This is a genomic window from Chitinophaga sp. 05T412 (genome assembly GCF_056396465.1).
In genome coordinates this window covers 336,443-360,341 of record NZ_JBFTLN010000007.1, presented here as the reverse complement: position 1 = coordinate 360,341, position 23,899 = coordinate 336,443, and the positions used below count along the sequence as shown (strand labels likewise).

Annotated in this window: 18 protein-coding genes; 13 read left to right on the top strand and 5 right to left on the bottom strand. The window is 47.1% G+C overall.

Translation table 11 applies throughout. The features are described 5' to 3' along the window. Nucleotides 1-27 precede the first annotated feature (27 nt). Nucleotides 28-507: a lipocalin family protein gene (locus AC1DFM_RS17930; protein ID WP_477078114.1), complete on the bottom strand. Its 480-nt coding sequence runs from the start codon at nucleotides 505-507 to the stop codon at nucleotides 28-30. Nucleotides 508-588: 81 nt separating this feature from the next. On the opposite strand from AC1DFM_RS17930, the gene AC1DFM_RS17925 reads away from it, so the two are divergent. Next, nucleotides 589-1,176 carry a Crp/Fnr family transcriptional regulator gene (locus AC1DFM_RS17925; protein ID WP_477078113.1) on the top strand — a complete coding sequence of 196 codons (588 nt, stop codon included), beginning with the start codon at nucleotides 589-591 and terminating at the stop codon, nucleotides 1,174-1,176. Nucleotides 1,177-1,181: 5 nt separating this feature from the next. Here the strand turns inward: AC1DFM_RS17925 and AC1DFM_RS17920 are convergent, their stop codons facing one another. From AC1DFM_RS17920 to AC1DFM_RS17905, 4 genes are read right to left on the bottom strand one after another with little or no spacing between them, the layout of a single operon-like run. Next, nucleotides 1,182-1,802: an alpha/beta hydrolase gene (locus tag AC1DFM_RS17920; RefSeq protein ID WP_477078112.1), complete on the bottom strand. Its 621-nt coding sequence runs from the start codon at nucleotides 1,800-1,802 to the stop codon at nucleotides 1,182-1,184. A gap of 55 nt (nucleotides 1,803-1,857) precedes the next feature. Further along, nucleotides 1,858-2,790: a ring-cleaving dioxygenase gene (locus AC1DFM_RS17915; RefSeq protein WP_477078111.1), complete on the bottom strand. Its 933-nt coding sequence runs from the start codon at nucleotides 2,788-2,790 to the stop codon at nucleotides 1,858-1,860. A gap of 14 nt (nucleotides 2,791-2,804) precedes the next feature. After that, a complete protein-coding gene (locus AC1DFM_RS17910; protein WP_477078110.1) occupies nucleotides 2,805-3,110 on the bottom strand; it encodes a hypothetical protein in 306 nt (101 codons plus the stop codon). Between the two features lie 4 nt (nucleotides 3,111-3,114). Beyond that, a complete protein-coding gene (locus AC1DFM_RS17905) occupies nucleotides 3,115-3,840 on the bottom strand; it encodes a pirin family protein (protein WP_477078109.1) in 726 nt (241 codons plus the stop codon). 168 nt (nucleotides 3,841-4,008) lie between these two features. Between AC1DFM_RS17905 and AC1DFM_RS17900 the strand changes: the two genes are divergently transcribed. The 12 genes from AC1DFM_RS17900 to AC1DFM_RS17845 all read left to right on the top strand — a co-directional run bounded on the left by AC1DFM_RS17900 (nucleotide 4,009) and on the right by AC1DFM_RS17845 (nucleotide 23,898). Next, nucleotides 4,009-5,586, top strand: a complete 1,578-nt coding sequence (locus AC1DFM_RS17900; RefSeq protein ID WP_477078108.1) for a Na+/H+ antiporter — start codon at nucleotides 4,009-4,011, stop codon at nucleotides 5,584-5,586. Nucleotides 5,587-5,678: 92 nt separating this feature from the next. Continuing rightward, nucleotides 5,679-6,263, top strand: coding sequence for a sigma-70 family RNA polymerase sigma factor (locus tag AC1DFM_RS17895; RefSeq protein ID WP_477078107.1), 585 nt, complete (start codon nucleotides 5,679-5,681; stop codon nucleotides 6,261-6,263). A gap of 82 nt (nucleotides 6,264-6,345) precedes the next feature. Beyond that, nucleotides 6,346-7,329: a FecR family protein gene (locus AC1DFM_RS17890; protein ID WP_477078106.1), complete on the top strand. Its 984-nt coding sequence runs from the start codon at nucleotides 6,346-6,348 to the stop codon at nucleotides 7,327-7,329. A 190-nt stretch (nucleotides 7,330-7,519) separates the two neighbouring features. Beyond that, nucleotides 7,520-11,077, top strand: coding sequence for a TonB-dependent receptor (locus AC1DFM_RS17885; protein WP_477078105.1), 3,558 nt, complete (start codon nucleotides 7,520-7,522; stop codon nucleotides 11,075-11,077). A 22-nt stretch (nucleotides 11,078-11,099) separates the two neighbouring features. Then, nucleotides 11,100-12,833 (top strand): hypothetical protein, encoded by a 1,734-nt coding sequence (locus AC1DFM_RS17880; RefSeq protein ID WP_477078104.1) that lies wholly within the window; start codon nucleotides 11,100-11,102, stop codon nucleotides 12,831-12,833. 5 nt (nucleotides 12,834-12,838) lie between these two features. Beyond that, nucleotides 12,839-14,014: a hypothetical protein gene (locus AC1DFM_RS17875; RefSeq protein WP_477078103.1), complete on the top strand. Its 1,176-nt coding sequence runs from the start codon at nucleotides 12,839-12,841 to the stop codon at nucleotides 14,012-14,014. A 34-nt stretch (nucleotides 14,015-14,048) separates the two neighbouring features. Continuing rightward, nucleotides 14,049-15,101, top strand: coding sequence for a fasciclin domain-containing protein (locus AC1DFM_RS17870; RefSeq protein WP_477078102.1), 1,053 nt, complete (start codon nucleotides 14,049-14,051; stop codon nucleotides 15,099-15,101). Between the two features lie 21 nt (nucleotides 15,102-15,122). Next, the gene (locus tag AC1DFM_RS17865) at nucleotides 15,123-16,355 is read left to right on the top strand and encodes a fasciclin domain-containing protein (RefSeq protein ID WP_477078101.1); all 1,233 of its coding nucleotides are present in this window, start codon (nucleotides 15,123-15,125) and stop codon (nucleotides 16,353-16,355) included. Then, nucleotides 16,355-17,350: a fasciclin domain-containing protein gene (locus AC1DFM_RS17860; RefSeq protein WP_477078100.1), complete on the top strand. Its 996-nt coding sequence runs from the start codon at nucleotides 16,355-16,357 to the stop codon at nucleotides 17,348-17,350. Before AC1DFM_RS17865 ends, AC1DFM_RS17860 begins: the two co-directional genes overlap by 1 nt. Before the next feature lie 24 nt (nucleotides 17,351-17,374). Beyond that, the gene (locus AC1DFM_RS17855) at nucleotides 17,375-20,635 is read left to right on the top strand and encodes a TonB-dependent receptor (protein ID WP_477078099.1); all 3,261 of its coding nucleotides are present in this window, start codon (nucleotides 17,375-17,377) and stop codon (nucleotides 20,633-20,635) included. Nucleotides 20,636-20,660: 25 nt separating this feature from the next. Further along, on the top strand, nucleotides 20,661-22,847 hold the full coding sequence (locus AC1DFM_RS17850) for an IPT/TIG domain-containing protein (RefSeq protein ID WP_477078098.1): 2,187 nt from the start codon (nucleotides 20,661-20,663) through the stop codon (nucleotides 22,845-22,847). Between the two features lie 199 nt (nucleotides 22,848-23,046). Then, the gene (locus AC1DFM_RS17845) at nucleotides 23,047-23,898 is read left to right on the top strand and encodes a hypothetical protein (protein WP_477078097.1); all 852 of its coding nucleotides are present in this window, start codon (nucleotides 23,047-23,049) and stop codon (nucleotides 23,896-23,898) included. The last annotated feature ends 1 nt before the right edge of the window (nucleotide 23,899 follow it).

Here is a 23,899-nt window from a genome sequence, read left to right as displayed (position 1 = left end):
TCAGTAGCGTGGAACATCTCCATGCTACTACATCTCTTTTACTTTATAGGTACCTGTAATGGTGTGTTTTTTACCATTTGTCTCGGAAAATTCATACGTCACTACCATTTTACTGGCCGTTAGTTCCTTTATGGTAACTACCTGTGGCTTTTCCACGCCTATATGATGCGACGTAATTTGTTTGGTAGCAGGATCATATTTCCAGACACCGGATTCGATGACGACTGCTTCATCTTCATCACACTTTTTAGTACCATGGTGTGTTATCACCTTGCCATCTGATTTAAACATTTCTGCATCATCTTTATCACATTCCTCCATGATGGAAGCCAGGTCATTGTCAGGTTTGCCATCCAGGTTCATGTCGACCGCCGGAACAATGCTGGAGGATTCAAGCATCCAGTATTTGTCACTGAAAGCAGGTTGTTGCTTAGGAGCGTTAAAAGCAGTTATCATTAAAGTGCCCGTAACAGCAGCAATAGAGAATATAGTTTTGTTAGTTTTCATAAGATGAAAGTACAAAAAAGAAGGAAGATCTGTGTCATAAATGTTCATCTGAAAAAGCCGAATAGATGCTATCTTTACTTCATGTACGAGCAAATAGATCAATTCGCTGATAAGTGTATCCAGCTCACGCCGGAGGAGCGTGCTTATTTCCATTCGTTGCTAAAATTCAGGCGTGTCCGTAAACGTACGTTCTTATTACAAGAGGGGGACGTTTGCGATTTTGAAGCCTTTATCGTGAAAGGCTGCATAAGAACCTATTTCCTGAGTGATGATGGCACAGAAACGATTTTATCATTTGCCATAGAAAACTSGTGGGTCAGCGACTTGTATAGCTTTACCGATCAAGTACCGTCGAATATGTTTATTGAAACGCTGGAGGATTCGGAGTTGCTGATGATCGATTATAAAAGTAAAAAGGCTTTGTTTGAAAAGATCCCTAAATTTGAAACGCTGTTTCGTTTGCTGGTACAGCGTTCCCTGTTTGCCTTGCAACGCCGCTTCCATAGCCTCGTGTCACAGACCGCGGAGCAGCGGTACATCGCATTTATAGAGAAGTATCCGGAAATAGTACAACGGGTGCCACAGCATCAGATTGCCCGCTATTTAGGCGTGTCACCGGAGTTTTTAAGTAAAGTACGCGGTGCGATGAATAAAAAAAGTAAGTCCTGAAGGACTTACTTAAACACCAGTTTGTTAGCCTGGTTAATTTCTTCTCCGGTAATGGTATGGCCCATATTCGGGTAGATGGTAGCGGTAACATGAGCGCCCATGGATTGCAGCATCGCTTCGGATTCATGCACCCGGGAAACAGGTACGTGGAAGTCCGGATCACTGCTGCCAATATATACCGGGGTCTGATTAAAATTCCCTTTATAATTTTCCGTGTACAATTTATCGCCGATTAAGCCACCGGTGAAGGCTACAATGCCACCATAGTGAGCGGCGTTACGGGTGGTAAACTCCAACGTTAAACAAGCGCCTTGCGAGAACCCCAGGAAGTAAATATTTTCTCTGGAGATACCTGCTGCCAATACATCGGCTACTACCAGTGTCAGCAGCTGCAGCGCATCGCTGAGGTAAGGCTCATTTGCTGATGGTGGCGCCAGAAACGATTGTGGGTACCAGGTGTTGCCAGTGGCCTGTGGGGCTATGATGGCAAAATCAGCTACGTTGAGATGCGGCGCCAGTGAAATAATATCCCTCGCAGAACCGCCACGACCGTGGATCATGATCAATACTTTCTTCGCCTGTTCTAATGGCACGCCGGCCGTTACTATATTTTTCTGATGTGTCATATTGTTTCCTTTTTTGAAGGCGGATAGGTGGTGCTATCCGCCTTCGTTTGATAATTTACTGCAAAACCGGTAACACTTTTTCAATGTCCTGTCTGGCTGGCTCATATTGTTTAGGTAATCGTAAGCCAGAGCCCAGTTCCTGCAGGGGTTCATCTACGGTGAAGCCTGGATTATCGGTGGCTATTTCAAACAGTACGCCTCCTGGTTCTCTGAAGTAGAGAGAGAAGAAGTAGTCCCTGTCGATTTTAGGCGTAATCTGGTGTCCGGCGGAAAGTATTTTCTCGCGGAACGCCATCTGCACTTTATCATCTGCTACACGGAAGGCCACGTGGTGGTTGGTACCGCCGGCATTGTATCCGGGTGCGCCATCCGGTGTGGCCAGCAGGTCGATGATATTGGCATTATCTACTGTGTTGGTGATAAAGCGATAACGATTCTCTTCCTGTGATTGCAGGGTATATCCGAAGATGTCTGTCAGGATTTTGGCGGTAGGCTCAATATCTCTCAGGGTGAGCGTAGTGCTGTGAAATCCTTTGGTGGCGGCATCTGCGGCGATGTCTGCGGTCAGCCATGGGCGACGTGTATCCGTTGTAGTTTCTACGAAGCTGAGCTGGAGTCCATCCGGATCGGTGAAGCGGAGGTGCTTTTCTCCCAGTCGCTCGATGGTTTCTTCGAAAGGAACGTTGAATTGTTTAAAGCGTTCTTTCCAGAAGGAGATGCTCCCTGCCGGAACGGTATAGGCAATTTCCGTAGCCATACCGGTACCAGTACGACCTTTACTGATGCCTTCCCATGGGAAGAAGGTGAGGATGGTGCCGGGTGTTCCCTGTTCATTACCGAAGTAGAAGTGGTAGGTGCCCGGATCATCGAAGTTAACAGTTTTCTTTACCAGTCGTTGTCCGAGTACTTTGGTGTAGAAGTCGAAGTTGCGTTGTGCGTTACCTGCAATAGCAGTGATGTGGTGTAAGCCTAATATTTTATTATCCATAATAATTTTTTTTGTCAGATGAAAAATGCAATGCGGATTTCGTTTTCCAACAGTCCGCTACCACCGCCATAGTGACGGATAATGCGTGTATTTTGAGGTGTGATCACTTGTTTTATCTGTGCTTCGTCGGCCGTGCTCACGCCTGCGCATAACAGGATGCCATCGTACGGATGTTGCTGCAGTAGCGACAGTGCTTCCGGTAAAGAGCCTGCAGTGGTCCCTGTCCAGCCTTCGTGCTTGTTGATCAGGCGGTGTACTACCTCCATGATTTCAGCGTGATAGCCTACGGCGAGCAGTTGTAATGATGATTTATCTGTCATGGTATTACTGTTGAATGGTCATAGGTACATCAATCACGAGTACCGTAGTGTTGTTACTTTTAGCCTGGCCTTTGAAGGCGTTGGTATCACTGATGCCAAGGGCGTCGCCGGGCAATAGGGTATAACCGTCTATTTCCACGCTGCCGTCAATGAGGTATACGTAGGCGCCGTGCCCGGGCTGTTTCAGGTCGTAGCTGAACGACTGATCCACCGTGAATTTACCCATGCTGAGGTAAGCATCCTGATGGATGACTACGGCGCCAGCGGCTGCCTGGGGTGCGACGAACGTGCCAAACTGATTCACGAAAGCGGCTTCGTTCAGCGTAAGCTGTCCGTATTGCGGTGTTATATTCAGTTGGGCAGGATAAATCCATATTTGCAGGAAACGGGTCGCCTGGTCTTGTTCATGGTTATATTCACTATGAAAAACGCCGCTGCCGGTACTCATGATCTGGATGTCTCCCGTTTTGATGACGGCCTCATGGCCCAGGTTGTCTTTATGAATCAGACTTCCCTGCAGGGGAATGGAGATAATCTCCATATTATCGTGCGGGTGTCTGCCAAATCCTTTCGCTGGCTGTACAATATCGTCATTGAATACCCGCAGGGCGCCAAACTGAATCCTTTTGGGATTGTAGTAATCCGCGAAGCTGAATGTTTTCTTACTTTCCAGCCAGTCGTTGATTTCATGGTGTCTGCTGTCTTCTTTATGTAAGATATATTTGGTCATATGTGTTGTTGTTATTGATGATGTAAAATTGCAAAGAAGTGGCTGGGCGGCCAATAACCTTGTTTAAGAAACAATCTTAACATAGATTAAGTTTTTGGGGGGGGGGGCGGAACATCCTGTTTATCAGGATTTTTCCTATTTTTAGTGAGCGCTAATATTTTACCCCTGATGCATACGATACTTCCTTTTCTTCTGGCAATGATTGCGGTGATTGTATTGTTGGAAATGCTGGCCACCCGGCTAAAAATCGCGTACCCAATTTTGCTGGTGATAGCAGGGCTCTTATTGAGCTTTATTCCGGGGCTACCGCTTGTTCATATAAATCCTGACCTTATATTTTTCCTGGTGTTGCCTCCTTTGTTGTTTGAGGCGGCGTGGAGTATTTCTTTTAAAGAGATGAAAAAGTGGTGGCGTATCATTAGCAGCTTCGCTTTTCTGGTCGTGTTTTTTACGGCGCTGAGTGTGGCCCTTGCTGCCAACTACTTCATTCCAGGGTTTTCTATTGCATTGGGTTTTCTGCTGGGAGGTATTGTTTCGCCACCTGACGCCGTGAGTACCGGGGCTATTACGAAGTTTGTGAAAATTCCCCGGGGGGCTGCTACTATCCTGGAGGGGGAAAGTCTGCTGAATGATGCCTCCGCGCTCATTATCATGCGTTTTGCATTGGTGGCGGTGGGTACCGGACAATTTATCTGGCAGGATGCGGCAGTAAGCTTTATATGGATGATTTTTGGGGGCGCAGGAATTGGATTGATATTGGGGTGGATGTTTGTACAGCTGCACCGGCGACTACCTACTGATGCGGCATCAGATATCACGTTGACCATTATTGAACCCTATATGATGTACTGGGTGGCAGAACAATTACATAGTTCAGGTGTGTTGGCCGTGGTGGCGGGTGGGTTGTATCTATCCGGCAAGCGGTTACTTTTTTTAAATAGCACGAGTCGCGTCCAGGCCTATAGCGTGTGGGATAATTTTGTATTCATTTTAAACGGCGTGGTATTTTTAATTATCGGGTTAGATCTCCCCGAAATCGTTGGTGGACTACGGTCGGAGGGTATCTCTTTACGCATGGCCATGGGATATGGCCTGATAGTAACAGCCGTGCTGATTTTAGTAAGAATTTTCAGTTCGTATATCGCCATGATTGCTACGTTGATCTTTCGCCCAAAAGTGGCGCCGCGTACTACTTCGCGCAAGGGCCGTTTTGTATTGCCTTTAGTATTGGGCTGGTCAGGTATGCGAGGTGTTGTTTCATTAGCTGCTGCGTTGTCTATTCCGGTTACTTATAACCATATCGCCTTTCCGCAACGCAATCTGATCCTCTTCATCACTTTTGTGGTGATATTATTTACATTGGTGGTACAGGGACTTACGTTACCTTATCTGATCAATCGCTCCCAGGTATTTTTAGCGCCTGAGGATGAAACCGAAGAAGAAACTACCCGGAGAATAAAGCAGGGACTTAAGCAGCATATCTACAAGTTTCTCAAGGAAAATTACGAACATAAACTACCTGATCATATTGGTGTTCAAAAGATGATGCAGCACTGGGAAGAAAGAGCAAAGGCAGAAAAAGACGACTGGATGGATGATAAGATAAAAGTTATTTATCTGGAAACACTCGAAAGTCAGCGTCAATATCTTAGCGCCCTTAATAATGATCCCCTCATCAGCGAAGAGTTGATCCGCAAACAGTTGTACCAGATCGACCTGGAGGAAGTCCGTTTACGGATGATCTGAGTCGGCTTCACTTTCATAAAAGTTAATAATCCCTTAATACGGACACCAGAAAATTGCGCTTATGTTTGTTGTTGTGAAAATAGCGGCAAACTATGCGGTTACCCTTAGCTGAACAATCGGATGTATTATTGTTGGAAGAATGCAGGAATAACAATACCAGGGCTTATGATATACTGTTCGACCGATATTCCGGTAAACTCTATCATTACGCGCTGAAGTATATCCGTGACGAAGCCCGGGCCGAAGAAGCGATGATGGACCTGATGTTCTGGCTATGGGATAAACGTGAACAGCTGCCTCCGGATGTACAGTTGGCGCCTTACCTCTTTAGGGCCATGAAACATGCCGTGATTAAAGTGTTAACCCGTAACCCCTCACAAACTGTCTCCCTCGACTTTGCAGACGATACTGCCATTGAAGATGCCGGCAACCGCCTGCGTGAAATGGAACTGACTACTTTGTATCAGGAAAAGTTGAATGCTCTCAGTCAGCAACGACAAAAGGTATTTCGACTCAGCCGCCATGATAATATGAGTCATGCAGAAATTGCAAAGGAAATGAATCTCTCCCTGTTTACGGTTAAAAATCATATCAAAGCTTCCCTCACTTATTTCCGCACGGAACTGAAGGACTACATGGATATTTCCGGTGTGGTGATCTTATTCTTCTTTCTCTGAAAAAATATTTTTGTTCCCATTAGCCCTCGTACATTTTTTTAGGCCTTTATATAGTAGGTGAGTTGTTTTTCACCTGCATAACATGGCAAATATTACACGAGCACTTCTAATAAAATATCTCGATAACAACTGCACAGACGCAGAAAAAAGGATCGTAGAAACATACCTGCAACAGCCGGAAAGTAATGCTATGCTAAGTCGCCTCCTGGAAGAAAGAATGGAGCAAGACATGGCCGACAGCATGAATACACCGGTAGATCCTGATATACAGCAACAATGGGCTGCGGGTATGCGTGCCCGTATGGGGAGAGCAGAGGCCGTAAAGCCGCTGACCAAACGTTATTATATAGCTGCCGCTGTAGCGGCTTCTATATTGCTGATAACAGGATTTTTTACCTTTTTTAATAACGGGAACGCAAAAAAGGTGGCGCCCTTATTAACCCTGCAGCAAAATAAAGCAGGGGAGCGTAAGGTGATTCATTTGAGTGATGGCTCCACCATTCATCTGGGAGCTGCCAGCCAATTACAATACCCGGAACAGTTTACCGGCGCTACCAGGGAAATTACCCTGAGGGGAGAAGCATTTTTTGATATCGCTACAGATCCTGTTCATCCCTTTATCATACATACCGGTACCATTGCCACTACTGTACTGGGTACCTCTTTTAAGATTGCCGCCTTTGAAGGACAGCCACTGGTGGTAGCGGTAGCCACCGGAAAGGTAAGCGTGGCCGACAGCAGCAAAGGACAGCTGGCTATTCTCACCGCTGGCAAACAGGTGAGTTGGAATCATGAGCAGGCGTCATTGGAAAATATTCGTGCAGAAGATGTAGCCGGATGGCAGAACGGCCGCCTCGTGTTTAACAACCAAACCTTGCAGGAAGTAGCCACCACACTGGAAAGATGGTATGATGTGAAGATTGATTTCAGTCGCGCGAAAAAGGCAAAAGAAAAAGTAACGGTCACTTTGTTCGCGGGCGCAGCGCTTAAAACAACCCTGCAAACACTGGCAGTGGGCAATAATTTTACCTGGTCAGCAAAAGGCCGCGAAGTAATTATTTACTAAACCTATAATAAAAAAATATGCACTAACAGTACACCTTAAAAACAAAAAACGTCCCTGTTTGCGTTGGACCGCAGCAGGAACGCTTTAAAAGTTGAACGGTCTGCCAAAAGTTTTCTCAGGACCAGCAGCAGCCGAATTATTAACAGATTTCCCGGTATAAAACCGGGCTTAACTATCAATATTCAAAAGTATGGAAAAAGGATTAAAAAAAGATCCTTTAGGATTTTTCGTGGAACCTGTGCCCGAAAGCTTTGAATTTGTGTTAAAGCCCAGTGGTGCAGGTTCTCCTCCTGCCTCCTGTAAGCACAGACACAAAATTTACTTCCTGATGAAATGCTCATTTATTGTTTTGGCAGCACAGTTTACTTTCGTAAGCCTGTTGTTCGCTGATAACCTCAGGAGCCAGGATCTTTCCCGTCGCCTGAATCTTGATCTGAAAGATGCAGATGTAAGAGCAAGTTTGCTAAAGATAGAAAGCGAAACCGGCGTAAATTTCCTGCTGCCGGAATCACTGCTGGCTACGGTCGACAAAAAAGTAAATCTCCATAAGGCAGATATTACAGTGAAAGATGCCATCGCAGGCGTGTTGAGTGGTACTTCGCTCGAATATCATCTGCTCAATGGTTATGTGGTAGTTGCCAGGAAAAAAATACCGGTGAAACTATCCGGTCGTATACTGGAAAGCAAAACAAAAGATCCGTTACCAGGTGTATCCGTCCGTATAAAAAATAGTGCTGGCGGCGCTGCCTCTGATCTCAATGGTAATTTTACGGTAGAAATTCCTTCTGAAGGAGCGGTGCTCGTATTTTCACTGATGGGCTATGAGTCCAAAGAAGTGAAGGTAGCGGGTGGTACAGGGCCCATCACCGTACTGCTGGAAGTGAGTACACGCACCCTCGGAGAGGTACAGGTACAGGCACGCCGTAAAACCAACACAGAAATTACGGTGTTGCAGGAGAGAAGAAACGCGGCCATTGTACAGGATGCTATCTCTGCACAACAGATCGAAAGAACAGCGTCTATCACCACTACGCAGGCGTTACAGCGGGTAAGCGGGGTCACTATCACCGATGATAAATATGTGGCTATCCGTGGTTTGGGAGACAGGAGCGTGATCGGCCAGTTGAATGGGGTACGCTTAGCCTCTTCTGACCCAGACAGGTCTTCTATTCCCCTGGATCTCGTACCGGCATCTCTCCTCGATAATATCACCATCTATAAAACCGTTACGCCAGATAAGCCCGCAGATGCAGCTGCCGGTATCGTGGAACTGAAAACCAAATCAGTACCGGATAAGAGAACACTGGAAGTGATTGCACAAACCGGGTTCAACTCCAACATCGGTCCTGGTGGACGCATGAACAGCTTCTTCAACAGCGATCTGGGCTTTCTCGGTAATAAAGTCAATAATAAAAACCTGACGGGCGACTTCATGGAGCTGTCTAAGCAGTATCCTGGTGGCCTGAACCAAATTCAGAAGCTGATCTCTGAAAGTAATGGGAGTCCTGCGATACAACAGGAAGCGGCACGCATCAATAAAATCATGCATGGCTTTGATCCGGTGCTGACTACCCGTTACAAAAATGCGCCGCTCAACCAGCTGTATTCCGCTACTTATGGTAACAGCTTCAAAGTATTCCGTAATAAGACGCTGGGCCTCATTGCCGGTGCTAACTATTATCGCCGTACTACCGATGTATATGGTGGAGATCTTACCCAATACAGTATCTACCAGGGGGTGACTACTGGGAATTCCGATGTGTATAGCCCAAGAAATATTCCCAACTATATCACACCTAATAACCTGTACATGGGTAAATACCAGACCTATAAGGAAAACACAGGTACAGAAACATTGAACTATGGGATACTTACTGGTTTGACTTTCCGTTTCGATAAACGCAATGAAATCAGCATGCAATATATGGGGAGCTGGGGTAGTGAAGCGCAGGCAGTCAACATGCACGGAAGGTACGAGTACACCGGCTTACCGGGAGAGGTGAACAGCACCATTTACTCACTCAAACAAACCCGTCGTAACCTGAATACTTTCAACCTGCAGGGAGAGCATAAGTTCCTCGAAGGAAAGTATGCGCCACGGTTAAGTTATAACCTGGCTTCTTCTACCTCTGCACAAAATGATCCCGACTTCCGTTTCGTGACACTCACCGATTATATGCCTCGTGGAGGTGGTTTTTATACCCTTCCGGGTACCGGACAGAAAGCTTATTCAGAACATCTGTATGCACTGAATTCCGGCTATGTAAATGGTTATGGTACGTATGGTATCATCCAGGCAGAACCCAATGGCCGTCGCTGGCGTCAGCTGCACGAAACCAACTGGAACTACAAAGCAGACCTGGTATTTCCGTTTCCGCTGTTTGGACAGAAGCAGGAATTCAAAACCGGCTTCAACTACCTGAACCGCGACCGCACCTTCCGGGAAAATATGATGTTCCTGCCGGGTTCCAACTTCGTGCAGAATCGCTATAAAGCATTGTATGATGTGAACGGTAATCTCGATGCGCTGGTAGGGCCTAAGATCATCGGTATCCAGCAGCCAGGCGGCGGTACCGGCGAAGGCGCGGATGCTATTGGTGGTTTCCTCTACAATACGCAGAAATCTCCTAATAACTATAACGGCTTCTTCGAAACCAATGCCTACTATGGTATGCTGGATCTGCACCTGACCAGTAATCTGCGTGTAGCCGGTGGCGTGCGTTTCGAGAAAACAAATATCCAATCTGCGGTAGATACAGCGAATGTATTCCTGGACCCGTCGTTAACCGCGCAGGATGATAAGGGAAACAGTGTGCCGGTGATGATGATCAATCCGAATACGGTGTATAAAACGGCATACAAGCCATATTACGCCGTGAATATGACCTATACCTACAGAGAGGATATGAACTTCCGCCTGGCGTACAATACTACCCTGGCAAGACCGGAGCTGAGAGAGCTGACCAATGTGTTTGAATTCGATGCATTCCAGATGGGCCTGGTGGTAGGTAATCCTCATTTGATCAATCAACATACGGAGAACCTCGACTTCCGCTGGGAATGGTTCCCTAATCCTGGCGAAGTCATCTCTGTATCTGCTTTTGGTAAGCGTATCAACAACCAGCTGGTGAAGGTGTTCAGCCTGAAAACAGAGGGACTGGCAGCGAAGTATCCGGAGTATCCGACTATTCAGTTCCAGAATGATCCTAACACAGGTACCGTATGGGGACTGGAGTTAGAGTTGGTAAAAGATTTAGGAAGATTAACACCGGTGTTTAAGAACTTCTTCATCGGTTCCAACCTGTTACTCGCACAAAGCAGCATTAAGAAAACGGAGGCAAGATATCAGGCGAGTAAATCGCTGGATAGAAATACGCCGGAGAACAGTCCGCTGTTTGAACAGGCGCCTTATTCTATCAATGGTTGGCTGAACTATAAGAACACGAAGTGGGGTACTGACCTGACTGCCGCCTTCAACATGGTAGGAGAGCGTTTGGTACAGATAAACCTCACGGGAGAACCTGATCTGTATACCCGTCCTGCGCCGGTGCTGGACCTCATTTTCTCGCAACAGCTGGGTAAGAGATTACTGTTCAAAGGGTATGCGAAGAATATCCTGAACCCTGCCATTCAAACGGTGTACGCCAATCCGGGCACCGGTGGATTCTGGTATGGAGAACGCTATATCAACCGCAGCTATAAACGTGGCGCTGAGATCATGATGGGATTCACTTATAAGTTGTTCTAAAAAAAACATTAAAAAGGAAGATATGTATTATAAACGTTTTGCCGCCGGTTTGCTGTTGCTAACAATCGGGATGCTGTCGTGCAAAAAAGAGAAGGTAGATTATTCCTACGACAATCGTCCTGATAAAGCCGCTGGTGGAAACTCTACTATCCGCCTGGTGAATTTATCGGATCATAATCAGTTGTCGGTTAACGGGGAGCGTTTGACCAGTTACCTGATTCTCAATCCACCGGCTGGTCAGGAAGCATTGTACCCGGGTACGTATTGGTTTCCCACCAATGGTAAGCTGGGTGGCAGTTTTACGATTCCTCGCCAGTTTCTCACCAGTGGAAGCGCGGATGTATCTGTGGATTATTGGGTCTACTCTCAGGGGCGTGATTCTTTAGGGTTTAAGATAACAGAAGAATATAATAAGCCGAAGGATTATTTCATTATGAGAGGCTATCCTTTTACGGCTGCAAAAGTGGAAAGAATAAGGGAAGTACCCCGTGAGGTAACGGCGCCGGCAAAGGCGGGTTATTTCAAAATCCGTATTGTTAATCTGGCAGATCAGGTCAATTCCTCATGGGGCGCGCAAGATGTGGCGAAGCCACTTACGCTGGCTTATGCAGATGGTACACCGGTAAGTACCGCTACCAGTAATGTGAATCCACAAGCCTGGTCGCAATATGTGGAATTGCCATATGGCACTTACCAGTTCAAGGTGCTCACGCCGGATGGTATTGAAGTGCGGGCCAGCGGCGGAAATTCATTGGAGAACACTTTCATGTCGGAACCAGCCACTTCCAACCTGATGAAGATGGTGCAGGGCCGTCTTCCCAATGCGGTGAGCACGGGTCTTACCTATGCTCCCGTGAAAACTTACCAGCCCGGTGGTGTGTACACGGTTGTGGTGGGTATCGATCATTTAACGATGCTGAATGTATATGGTGTTCCCGGGGAAACAGCTGCTTATTTCCAGAATGATTTTCGTGTACTCGCAGACGTTAGTGAGCCGTTGAATACCGACTACTATCGCCTGCAGGGTGTACAGGCCAATGCGGAGGAAGGAGCGGTGACTTTCCGTGTAAATGGTGTAAACCTCGGTGACGCTGCTTATACAACGGGTACGGATTACGGCATATATGTAACCGGTCAGGCTACTGTGGAAGCGGTGAATGCAGCAGGAGCGGTGCTGGCAAGTGCCACACAGCGCTTCCTCGCTGGTCAAAATTACTCGGCCTGGTTCTATAAAACGCCCGAAGGCAAATCAGCTATCAGCCTGGCGGCGAATAACCTCACCGGTAGCTGGTATGATCCATTGGCTACTGGTAGCACTGGTTCCGGTCAGGATGGCTCACTCAGCAGGATGACACATAATTATCCGTTCAACTATCGTTTCCTGAACCTGTGTCCGGATTTGCCGTATGCCAGCTTTACGTATGATAATGGCCAGCCGGCAGGATCTGCCACCAGTTCCCGTAATCTTCAGCCGGGTGCAGTGGTGACGGATCAGCCGTACGCTCGCCAGGGACAGGATGCAGAACCTTATCAGTTGATGGTGTATAAATCTTCTCCCACCATATACCCCGGTAACTGGATTCCGGCGATTCCCGTGCTGAAAAGCACCGCGTTTGTTGCCCGCCCGGACCGGTATACTCGCGTGAAGCCAATACACGAACCCGGCGTGTATACGGTAGCGTTAGTAGGCCGACTGAATGCTAATCAACCGGAAGGTAAGAACGCCAAAATGATCATTATTAAACATACGAAGTAATTGTTATGACGAAGATAAAACACTTCCTGGCCGTGGCTGCGCTGGTATGGGGTTTCAGCTCCTGCAGCAAAGTGGAATATACGAAGGTCGATAAGCCCGCCTATCTGCGTGTATTCAATGATTTTAATACAAAAATCGGCATAGAAAATAAAGATGAGCGGAAGCCATTTATGTGTATGCTGATTGATCCCACTTTTGATAAAGATGGAGTCCCTATTGGTGCAAAAATTAAAGGCGATTTCCTGGATAAACGTGATCCATACGCACCGCCGTATCCATCACATATCGGAAGCAGCACCAGCACAAGAAACCCTGAGTATCCGGGGAAAGAGAATGTCCCTGCCGGGCCGGTGCTGAATGGTTTTGATTTGTCCAGTTGGGCGCAGGTGCCTTCCGGTAAACACCGCATCATCTTCTATTACAGACCTGTGAATGAAATTCCGTTCTTCGAACTGGAGCCGGCTATCCGTAAATATGTGGTGGTAGATACTACGCTGGAGTTGGGGGAGCAAGACATTTATACCATGCATGTGTTGCAAACCGATTTCAAAACAAAATCCAGGGGTATCATTGTTCGCAAAGAAAATTTCCATCTCCTTCCGCTGTCTGATTCTATGGTGTATGTGAACTTTTACAACTACAGCTCCAACGGTTTCTGGAGCGCCGACAGAAGTGAGAAGGACGGCAGTTTCATGGATGGCGTGATGCGCTACGGGATTAAGGACGACGTCAATATCTGGATGTCGCTTTGTAAACCAGGCGGATGGACCACACTGCCCGGTTACAAGTATGCTTACCTGGGGCAAATGAAAAGAAGTATTGGTAATGGGATAGCGCCTTACTATAGCTTTCCGCTGTTTGCAGATACCGCTTCCAATCGCATTACTACAGATATCTGGCAGCGTTTTACATTGCTGGTACCAGGACTTGATCCGGAAAAGATGCCTTATGGCGACCGGGATTATGATCCGGATGCGCAATATGGTTTGCTGGCCATGTATGGAAATGGTACGCGGCAAACTTTTGAACGTGGTGGCTTATTTCTGCCTAGTATGATTGTAAACATTCATTCCGGCACTTATAATCCACGTTCATTCGCTACCGTGAATACCATTGAAGTAGTGAATGGAACCGCCTACCTGACTACCATTCAGCGCAGGTATCCCAAACCGGTGTATTAATCACCGTCCTTCTTTCAATATAAAAAGTAATACAATGCTTAAATATATTAAATCATGCCTGTTCATAGCCTTACTGCCAGCGGTACTTACTACCGGCTGTAAGCATGATGAGCTGACGGTGCCTGATACCAGGGAATCTTACCGGCACGCAGGAGATTTTGTTAAAAATAATTACGACCTGCAACTGTTTAATGCCGCACTGGAGTATACTGGTTTATCTGTAGAGATGAATGGAGAAGGACCTTTCACATTGCTGGCGCCTAACAATAATGCTTTTAATGAGCTGGGCATTACCCGTGCATCAGATTTTCAACGCCTCAATAAAGATAGTCTGAAAAAGGCCATGCAGTATCATATTCTTAGCCGCAGACTACCCGTGAATGAGATTCCTTCCAATGGAGTAGATGTAAGATATCTTAATCTGGCTGGGAAAGAAGTATACCTGACTTTTGCCAGTGCGCAAAACAATTTGTTTGTCAATGGCGCCTGGGCGGTGAAGAAAAACGTAGTGCTGGCAAATGGGATGCTGTACGTAATGGATAAGGTGATGAAATATATACCCGGCACCGTGCAACAATTCCTGGCGGCGCAACCGGAATACAGTGTGTATATGGCGGCGCTTAAGCAAAGTGGATTATGGGAACAGCTGTCAGGCGAAGGGCCGTTTACTGTTTTTGCACCGGACAATGCCGCGCTGGAAAGACAGGGCATCACCATGGAGACGCTAGCTTCCTATAATGCAGATAAGTATGTAACAGCCCGGCTTTTCGGGGTATATGTACTGCCTAAAAAAAGCCTGTTCCTGACTGATTTTCCGGCCTTGTATGCCATCTATGGCACAGAGGGATTGCAGACGAAGATTGCCAACGACAATTTCACTTACCGGATAACGGCTGTCAAGAATACGTACCTGGGCAGCGCTACAGAATACGCTTTTTCGTATATCGATCCTGCAAATCCGGCCTGGGGTAATCTGGGAACCGTGAATGGTAATACTTCCCGTAAAAACGACAATCTCACCGACAACGGTATTGTTCACTATATGCCCGACCTGGTGATCAAGCCAAACGTGGCATTAAAGAAATAATTAGTTCAAAAAGCTATTGATATGAAACGTATCATATTTTGTACACTCGCTGTGGTGGGGTTGATGACGGCCTGCAGGAAAACAGAGTTTCAACGCCCGCCGGTGGGAACGCCTGTACCATTTGTAGATAGCGCTACCAGCGATTTCAACGCCCTTTTAGGAAAGTCATCGCAGCATTTATTCTATGCCGCCTGGCAGAGAAGTCATATAGATTCTCTCCTGAAAGCCATGGGCGCCGGCGTTCGTTTTACCATCCTGGCTCCGGACGACGCAGCCATGACGGCAGCAGGCTTCTCCGCAGACAAGATCGCTACGGCAAAAGTAGTAGACCTGGATTCGCTGATGCTTTTTCACGTAATGTCTGAATATGTTGATTCCGCTATTTTAATGGCGCAGCAGGGAAATGTGCGCCACAATTCTTTGTTGAGAGACGGGACCATCAAAGAACCCATCACACGTTTGGGCTCCTCCGTGCCTTTCCCGGAAGCTTATGCTTACAAATTGTATCTCGGCGTAGCAACGGATGGATCATTGCTGATCAATGGAAAAAAGAGTGGTAAGATAACACCGGTGTATGCCCGGAATGGCGTGATTTATCCAATCAATCAACCATTGGTACGTCCGAAACAAACTGTGATAGATGTTATCAATACAGACCCGCGCTTTTCTATATTGTCAGGCATTTTTCAGGCCATGGACAGTAAGTGGGAGGAGGTGAGCTGGGGCGTGTTTGAAAGGAATCAGTACGCCGGTCTGACTACCCAGCGGGGTAACCTTATTTCAAGCGATGCTTTCTTTATCCCGACCAATGAAGCGTTTAAAAAATTAGGTTTCAATTCTGCAGAAGACCTGATGCAATTAAATGAGCGTTCTATGCCTTACCTCGATGAAGATTTGGGAGAGATGCGCAATGGACTGTTTGTAACCGATTCGCTGCTGGCATTTTCCATGTGGGGCCGGATGTACGCGCCGCGGAATTCTAATGGTGGCGGTAGCGGTGTCCCTGCCGTATTCTGGTCCAACGAGCTGAATAACGCCCTGCTGGGAAATTTTGCCCTGGTGACCAGTGGAAGTAATGCGGTACCTATCTACTATATGACCCTGGACTTTGGCACCAATGGCGCACAAATTACAGTAAAGGTAAAAGGTAGCAGCCATCCTGCCGCTAATATAGTGGAAGCTGATATCCCTACTCTGCAAGGGCCATTACATGTAGTAGATAACCTGATTCTTAGCGATAAAGTGAAGCTCTAATGAGAAAGTTTAATATCAATATAAAAGTAGCTTGTGGTATTCTCTTATTAACAGCAGCCAGCTGCTCGAAAGATAAAGACACTACACCCGCAAAAGATAATAACCGGATTGCACAGGTATTGGCCGATAACTTCAACCTCTCTATCATGAATACGGTGGTGAGTCGTTCCAGCCTGCGTGATGACCTGAATACTTCTGGTCCGTTCACGGTATTTGCCCCATCTGATGCGGCTTTTGCGAAAGCCGGCTATACTACACCAGTAGCCGTGTTAAGTACTTCTGTGGCATTTATGAGTGCTATTGGCGCTTATCATACGGTAGAAGGAAATTACGACCTGAATAAAATGCCTTTCCTCTTTAACCAGGAGATCACTTCCCGCGGAGGAAAGCTGTTTGTAACGCGCTGGATTAAAGACAATGATACCGTGCTGACCATCAACGGCAGCCGGCTGCTGGCGGCCTCCATTCCGGCTTCCAACGGGCAGGTACAGGTAATTGACCGCATGTTGCAACCTTATTTGTATGAAACTATAGGAGATGCCATTGCAGCGGAGACCTCCTTAACCTTGTTCTGGCAAGCGATACAGCGTGCAGGCCTGGTGTCACTGCTGAATGGGAAATCACCGGTGACGGTGTACGCACCCAATAATGCCGCTATGATCAGCAATGGATATGCTACGGTAGAAGCCATCAATGCCGCGCCTGTAGCAGAGATGGTCGCCTTTGCAAAATATCACATTGTAGCAGATCGTCGCTTTGTAAATGATTACATCCTGACAACCGTTGCCGGAAAAAATACTACCACACAGGGAATGCTGGATAACAACAGCGTGCTGGTAAAGCTCATCCCGAATCCGCAGCAACCCGGCGCCTTCACCGGTATCCAGCTGAGAGGCCCCGGCAACAAGGCAGATGTAAATCTGCTCAAACAGGATGTGAATGCAGGCAACGGCGTGTTGCATATTGTAGACAACGCCTTACGCATCACGCAATAATCATCATTAATCAAGCAATCAGACATGCAAGTTTTTACATTGAAACATATACGCTTCTTTTTGCTGTTGCTGATGCTGCCTTTCGCAGTACTGGCGCAGGAAACAGGCGGAGGCCTTACCGGTAAGGTACAAAGCGCCAAAGGAGAGCCCTTGCCCGGCGTCACGATTATTGCCGTTCATGGCCCGTCCGGAACAAAGTATCCCATCATCACCGACAACGGTGGTCGCTACCGCATCAATGGTATGCGCATCGGTGGCCCTTATAAGGTTACCGCTACCATGATGGGCATGGAACCGCAGGCAATCGACAATATTACCGTGAAGCTCGGTGAACCGCAGTTGCTGAACATCACACTGTCCGATCAAAGCACTAAGCTGGGAGAGGTAGTGGTGAAAGGCACCAAGGCCGGTCCGCGTGCCAACAACTTCGGCGCAGGACAAAACATCAGCAAGCAACAGCTCAATAACATGCCTACCGTGAACCGCAGCATACAGGATATTACCCGTATGGTGCCACAGGGGTCAAAAGATAACAGCTTTGGTGGTACCAACTTCCGCTACAATAACGTGACCATCGATGGCGCCATCAACAATGATGCGATCGGCTTCAGCCCCTCCAGCGGAGGACAAAGCGGTACCAGCGGTCAGCCGGGTAGCAGCACCCGCACCAACCCCGTTTCCCTGGATGCGATCGAAGACATGCAGGTATACCTGGCACCTTACGATGTGAAGATTGGTAATTTCACCGGTGGTAGTGTCAACGCCGTCACCCGCAGCGGTACCAACACCCTCACCGGTTCCGTATATGCCTATGGCCGCAACGCCGCCATCACAGGGAAAGATAAGGTAGGCACCTTAGGTAAAATGAACAGCGACTTTGAAGATTATCAGGCCGGTGTGCGCCTCGGTTTCCCTATCATCAAAAACAAACTGTTTTTCTTTACCAACGAAGAAATTACCCGCCGTACCGAACCCACACAACTGATGGCCGGTAAAGATGAAACGAGCCACATCTTCAGCGCTGCTGATGCAGACGCCATCCGTAACGAAACGATCAGCCGCTATGGCAAAATCTTCGATCCGGGAACAGCCGGCAGTTATAACGCCAACTCCAGGTCCACCAAATTCTTTAACCGCCTGGATTGGAACATCAACGACCGCCATCAGTTATCGGTACGTAATAATACCATCACTTCCAGCGCTGTGAACATGGACCGCGACCAGCAGGATTTCCGCTTCAGCAGCATGGCGTATAAACAAACCAACAATCAGAGCAGCACCGTATTGGAGCTGAAAAGTCGCTTCAATAATACGTTAAGTAACAGCTTCGTAGCAGGTTACAGCGCGGTGCATGATTACCGTGATCCGCTGAGTGATCCTTCACTGCCGCAGGTACAGATCATGGGCCGTACACCCGGTACCACCATCTATCTCGGTACAGATCGTGAAGCATCGATCTTCAACATGAAGCAACGTACGGTAGAGATCAGCGATAACGTGACCCTCACAAAAGGTAAACACACCTTCCTGTTTGGTACGCATAATGAGCTGTATCATATCGACTATGGCTTTGTGAACAGCTGGAATGGGAGAGTAGACTACCTGAGTATTGAAGATTATCTTAACAATAATCCTTATCGTGTGCGCGGTAGCTACAACTACGTCAATAACAGCCGCGATTACATCCAGGCTAATCCGGGCGCCAGGTTTAATATCAGTCTGCATAGCGTGTATGCACAGGATGAAATACAGGTGAGCGACAAGCTGAAGCTGATGCCTGGCTTACGTGCAGACTATACCTGGTTACCAGAAAAACCTGCATTAAGTGAGAAAGTAACTGATGCTCCGGCAGATCCCTACTTCGGAACTACTTATGCCTATACTCCGTTGAGCCGTGTCCGTAATCAGTTTTTTGATAAGGTGAAGATTTCGCCGCGATTGGGTTTCCGTTACGACTGGTTGGGCAATCAAAGCCTGATTCTGCGTGGTGGCGCCGGTTTATTCACTGGCCGTATTCCTTTTGCATGGCTGGCTTACGCTTATTACAACAACGGTATCGGGTATGGCTCTTTTGATCAGCGTGCCGATCAGAAGCCTTTTGCACCGGGATCAGATGCGATCAAACCGGGACCTGACGGTATTGCCGGTTTCATCAAAGACAATGGCACCATCATCAATAATCCCAATGCAGGCAAAACACAGGTAGACCTGGTAGATAATAACTTCTCCATGCCACAGGTGCTGCGCGCCAGCCTCGCGGTAGATTATACTACGGCAAATCAATGGAAGTTCTCGGTAGAGGGTATTGTGACAAAGGTGCTGAAGGATGTCTTCTTCCAACAGGTAAATATTACCGATAATCCTAAATATTATGCGTACGATAAAAACCGGGAGCAGCCTATCTATTCAGGTACTATCAACCCCGCGTTTTCCAATGCTTACCTGCTGAGTAATACCACCAAAGGTTTCCGTTACAATGTAACCGGTACCATTACTAAAACCTTCCCCTCCGGACTATATGTAACGGGTAGTTATACTTACGGAAAAAGTAAAGACCTGTTCAACGGTATCCGTAACTCGATGGAATCCAACTGGCAGCTGAACCAGGCGCTGAGCCCTAACAACGCAGGATTGGCATATTCCAACTTCGATATCAGACATCGTATAGTCATGAACGTTAACTACCGGAAGCAGTGGAATAAAGTGCTGGTCACCAGCCTGGGACTGTTTGGTACCGCGCAATCTGGTAGCCCGTTTACTTATGGTGTGGTGAACAACAGCGTGCAGGGGCTGCCACAGCAGGTGAGCCTGGCTTACATCCCCACCACAGCGGAAGCGATTAAGTTTTTCCGTGATGTAGAAGGCCATACGGCTGAACAACAGGCCGCAGCGTTCAATGCGTATGTAGATGGTAATGCTTACCTGCGTAGCAGACGGGGATTATTTACAGAAAGAAATATGGGTCGTACACCATGGAATATCCAGGGTGATCTGCACCTGGCGCAGGAATTCCATTTCCCTTCTCTGAAAACGCATTATATCACTATCAGCATGGACATCATCAACTTCACCAATATGCTGAATGGCAACTGGGGACGTCAGTACTTCTCTCCAAATACCTTCAACAGTACCGCTTCTGTGGGATTAACGCCTACGTTATATCCACCGGCGCAGGGTAAAGAAGGATATCCTGTTTACAACTTTGCAGATCCGGGTAAACCTTATTCTATCGATTACTTCGGCTCCCGTTACCAGATGCAGCTGGGTGTACGATATACTTTTTAATAAAATAGCTATAACATCCTGACAGATGAAAAAGATCATCACGTATTTATTTAGTCTTGTGCTGATAGTATCTATTGGTTTGATAGAAGGCTGTAAGAAGAAAGACTCACAAATTGTTATACCGCTGGCAGTTAACAGTTATCATCCTAACAGTGGTAATGCGGGCACGCTGGTCACCATTCAGGGTACTGGCTTGTCAGTKAACGGGAAGGTGATGTTTGGCGATAAAGCCGCCGAAGTGCTGAACGCCAATGACACTTCTCTGGTAGTACGAGCGCCTGAAAGCGTGGAAACAGTGAAGTTGACTTTTGTGACAGCTGATAAAACCGTTAGCATCGGTAACTATACTTACCAGCACCTGAGCGTTCACAACTTTTTCCCGATGAATGGCGCTGCCGGTATGCAAATAAGAATCAGTGGAGAAGGGTTTGGTAATGCTAATTCCCCTGCAGCAGTCACCATCAACGGCGTAAACGCCAATGTAGTGAGTGTGAGCGATACCCTGATTGTAGCAGAAGTGCCGGAGAAAGCCGGTACAGGTCCTGTAACAGTGGTAGTGAATGGGAAGACATCTTCCGGCGCTAACTTTCGCTTTCAGTCGGTTACTGGCATAAAGCCACTGACTGGCGGAGCAGGTACCAGGGTAGTAGTATCCGGAGAAGGCTTTGAAGGCGTGTTAACCAATAACGTGGTTGACTTCAACGGTAAGCCGGCAAAAGTGCTGGAAGCTTCCGCCACCAGGTTGCTGGTAGAAGCTCCTGCAGGTGTAGCCACCGGCCCGGTAGCAGTAATGGTGAACGGTCAGAAAACAATAGGGCCTGCATTTACGTTGGTGCCGCCGCCAGCTATTGTGTCGGTGACGCCGTTGAGTGGTCCTAAAGGGCTTGATATGACGATCTCTGGTTTGAACTTCAGCACCGTTGCCGATGAAAATATAGTAACGATCAATGGTACAGCCGTACCGGTGAAAACTGCTACACCTACAAAACTCACCCTGATACTTCCCGGTGGCACCGGCGACGGTAAAGTGAATGTAGCCGTGAACGATCAGAAAGTAGAAGGGCCGCAGTTTAAAGACCAGAACCTGGGTATTACGGAGGTGAGCCCAACTACCGGTCTCGCAGGTACGAAAGTAACCATTACCGGCGCTGGTTTCAGTACGGTGGCTACGGAGAATATGGTCACTTTTAATGGCGTACCTGCTACCATAGAAAGTGCTACAGAAACGTCCCTCGTGGTAATAACGCCTGCCAATCTTACTTCGGGTCAGCTGATTGTAAAACGCGCTGCACTGGAAGCGAAGGCGCCGAACGAGTTTTTCCGTGCCGGTGTGCAAACATTATTCGGAGGTCCGAACTCAGGCAGCTTTATTGATCTTTCATACAACAGTATTGCAGCAGATTCCAAAGGCAATGTATATGTCTCCAGCCGCTCAGATGGTACCATCCGTAAAATCACGCCGGATGGTAATGCTGCTATCTGGACAGGTAAGCTGAATGAATTTGGTAGCAAAAATGGCCCCCTGGCGGAAGCAACCTTCGGTGGCATCTCGGGCATTGTGATCGATGCCAATGATAATATGTACGTAGCGGAAAGTAATACTCCCAATAATATCCGGAAAATTACACCAGACGGCACGGTGTCTACCTTTAAAGCAGGACTGCCTTATTTCGGGCAGATATTCCTGAACAAGGCAGGCGAAGTATACATCACACAGATGTATTCCGGCATCCTGAAAGTACATGCCAATGGCGCTACTGAAAAGGTGTTTGGCGCTACCGTTGCAGATGTTTGCCGCCCTGTAATGGACCTGACAGGCAATATCTATTTCCTGAATGATACCTATAATTCCTTTGTCTCCCTGGTGCCTCCAACCGGACCTTATGTGCAGGAGTATATTGGTCAGTCATCCGATGGTTACCAGGATGGTCCCCGTTCATCAGCACTATTCGGCGCCGGACTGCCAGGTATGCTGTTAGACCAGGAAGGGAATTTGCTCATTTGGGATAAATGGAACAACAGCATCCGTAAATACACCATGGCCAGCGGAGAAGTAACTACGATGATGAAAGCTGCCCGGGGTTATGAGGATGGCGCCTTTGATAAAGCGAAATTCTCTTTCAGTATCGGAGGGCTTGCGATAGCGAAAGATGGAAGTATTTATGTATTGGATGTAGGTAACAGCGCGGTACGTAAGTTATTCCTGAAATAGTGGAGTGTTAATAGCGTAATACATTCGATAAAGGGTGAAGCCCTGTCTGTTCTCAGACGGGGCTGTTTGTTGTAGAAGCTATCTGTTCCCGGCGGATTATTGGAGGTAGTAGAAAACTTATCATGTCAGATTATTTCAACGGAATCGCTATCTTGGCGGGGAATCGCTTGATTGTAGTCTAATATTTTAAATGTAGCAGATGAAGAAGAGAAATTTATTATTGTTTGTGTTGCCCGTTTTTTTTGCCTGTAAACCCAAAGTGCCACAGGCGCCACTGCCGAAAGTGCTGGAGAAGAATTACGGTTTTGATATTGAAAAGATATCTTTCAATGAAGATGTGCCAAACTTGTATTCAAAACATGTGATGGGTGAGTTTGCAGAGTATGATAGTGCCCGTGATGGAAAATTAACCGACTCGGCTTTTAGGTATGAAATAAGCAATACCATAACGGACGTCATGAAGTTCAGGCTCCCCCAGAAAGATTTTGGATACCTTTATAAGAGTCCGGGAATAGATAGTATCGCGAAGTTTGGGAATGTATACTTCAACACGCTCAACACGCTGACCGACAAAAGCAGGAAGCCTGTTGCGTTTTATGCGGAAGCAAGATTTGACTCCGCGCGGTTGCGCGCACATTTTCTGGAGGAGTTTCGGAAAAAATATGGCGCACCAAAATATTCGTTTTATATCAGTCATGAATACAACCATTGCTCTTACGAATGGGATCTTAGCGACAGAACTATTCAAATTGAGACCTCGTTTGGATTTGAAGCCACATTTAGTTCAGATGGAAAAAATACAAACGGAAAATATTACCGGCTGGATATGCTTGTCATAGAAAATAAGCATAAAGATGAAATCTATAAGGCGCACCTGATGGACGTACCGGAGAAAATAATGTACGACGGAAAATTAAGGAGCTATAAAGATTTTCAGTTTGAGAAAGTATTGCTGGTAAAAGACGACTTTTATTTATTCTCTACAAACGAAACATTTATCAAGAACGAATATGGTGAGTATGGCATTGAAAATGCAGAAGCGGATGAGTAAA